The 2,331-nt window shown below is 33.9% G+C and carries 2 protein-coding genes; both read left to right on the forward strand.

The window, feature by feature from the left end; translation table 11 throughout:
* Positions 1–161: 161 nt before the first annotated feature.
* Complete coding sequence (locus AC1DTM_RS23245) at positions 162–1,397, forward strand: cytochrome P450 family protein (RefSeq protein WP_016105012.1); 1,236 nt, start codon at positions 162–164, stop codon at positions 1,395–1,397.
* A 267-nt stretch (positions 1,398–1,664) separates the two neighbouring features.
* The coding region (locus tag AC1DTM_RS23250) for an MFS transporter (protein WP_477000991.1) at positions 1,665–2,331 on the forward strand (667 nt) is incomplete at its 3' end.

The following is a 2,331-nucleotide window of genomic DNA, read 5'->3' on the forward strand; positions in this document are numbered from 1 at the left end:
ATGGGAAGTGAGAGGGTAGAATGATTTTACTCTCTCACTTTTTTATTTTTCAATATTCGAAGTAAGGTTTTAATTGAAAATTTACAATTTTTCAGTTCTTATTGAAGTATAATTCAAATGTTGGGTTGATTTTTAAAAACAATTGAGAGTGAGGGAATGTAATGTCAATTAAAAATAAGGTTGGCCGAAAAATAGAGGATGGCATTAATTTAGCTTCTGCTCAGTTTAAAGAAGATGCTTATGAGATTTATAAAGAATCGCGAAAAGTGCAACCTATTTTATTTGTTAATAAAGTCGAGATTGGTACAGAATGGCTCATTACAAGATATGAAGATGCCCTGCCACTTTTAAAAGATAATCGCTTAAAAAAAGATCCAAATAATGTGTTTTCTAAAGATACAATGAACATGTTTCTTTCTGTTGACAATAGTGATCATTTAACAACGCATATGTTAAATTCGGATCCACCTAACCACAGTCGGTTACGATCTTTAGTTCAAAAAGCTTTTACACCAAAGATGATTTCACAATTAGACGGAAGAATTCAGAGAGTAGCGGATGATTTAATAAATGAGATAGAGCGAAAAGGTACATTAAATCTTGTGGATGATTATTCATTCCCATTACCGATTATTGTAATAAGTGAGATGCTTGGAATTCCAAAAGAGGATCAAGCGAAATTTAGAATTTGGTCTCATGCTGTCATTGCATCGCCAGAAACACCTGAAGAAATAAAAGAAACCGAAAAACAACTATCTGAGTTTATTACATATCTTCAATATATAGTTGATGTAAAACGGAAAAATCCAAAAGAAGATTTGGTTAGTGCGTTAATACTTGCAGAAAATGAAGGGCATAAACTTAGTGCTCGAGAGCTATATTCAATGATCATGTTATTAATTGTAGCCGGACACGAGACGACAGTGAATTTAATAACAAATACGGTATTAGCACTTCTTGAAAATCCGAAGCAATTACAGTTATTAAAAGATAATTCGAAATTAATTGATTCAGCTATTGAGGAAGGATTGCGTTATTATTCTCCAGTTGAGGTGACAACTGCAAGATGGGCGGCTGAGCCGTTTCAAATTCACGAACAAACAATCCAAAAAGGAGATATGGTTATTATCGCATTAGCTTCAGCAAACCGTGATGAAACAGTATTTGAAAACCCAGAAGTATTTGATATTACACGAGAAAATAACCGTCATATTGCCTTTGGGCATGGTAGTCATTTCTGCCTAGGAGCACCACTTGCTAGGTTGGAAGCAAAGATTGCTATTACTACTATGTTTAAACGGATGCCTGAACTACAAATAAAAGGCGATCGTGAAGATATTAAATGGCAAGGAAACTATTTAATGCGTTCTTTAGAGGAATTGCCTTTGACTTTCTAGAATAGTTAAAATGAGACATGCATACATTGAAAATGTTTTACATAGAGTATGTATGTGTTATTTAAATTCGAAACGGAAGGGTGAAAACATCCCAATGATCAACTAATTCTATTTGCAAGAGATCTTCGTTAAAAAACGAAATATTCTYCTGAATAGGATTAGTATGTACATGTATAGAAAAGGGATGTGTTTCGCGCTGCGAATATATAGTCTTTTCATATGATTTGTGCTGCCTCCTATTTAGAACACGAAATAGGAGGCTTTTTTATGTCGACGACTGCAGAAACGAATCAAAATCAGGGGGTATCACAAGTATTAAAAAATCGATTTGTGCAAGGAATTCTTGCTTCAGCATTATTTTTACAAATTGGAATATGGGTTCGGAACTTTGCAGTATTACTTTATGTTATGGAAATGACGAAAGGTGATGCTTTTGCAATTTCGATGATTTCAGTTGCCGAATTTGCACCGATTTTTATCTTCTCCTTTATTGGTGGGACCTTTGCGGATAGATGGAAGCCGAAGAAGACAATGATATGGTGTGAAACTTTAAGTTCTATATCAGTGTTCGCAGTATTGATCACTCTAATGTTTGGTACGTGGAAAATCGTGTTTTTTGTGACGCTCATATCTGCGATTCTTTCACAGTTTTCCCAACCATCCGGAATGAAATTATTTAAACAACATTTATCGACAGAACAAATTCAATTAGCCATGTCATTATATCAAACGATATTTGCAATATTTATGGTGTTAGGACCGATTATTGGAACATTTATTTTTCACAGCTTTGGAATCTATATTTCAATAATAATAACTGGTATCGCTTTTTTACTTGCCGCAGGTGTATTGTTATTTCTTCCGAAAGATCTTGAAAACGAAGCAGAAAAGAAAGATATCACTTTGTTACAGGAAATGAAGGATGGTATTAAGT

Source organism: Bacillus sp. P4_D3, assembly GCF_056401855.1.

Bases quoted from the DNA above. Each gene is read 5' to 3' on its own strand.
- AC1DTM_RS23245 (WP_016105012.1), top strand. From the start codon at position 162: ATGTCAATTAAAAATAAGGTTGGCCGAAAAATAGAGGATGGCATTAAT.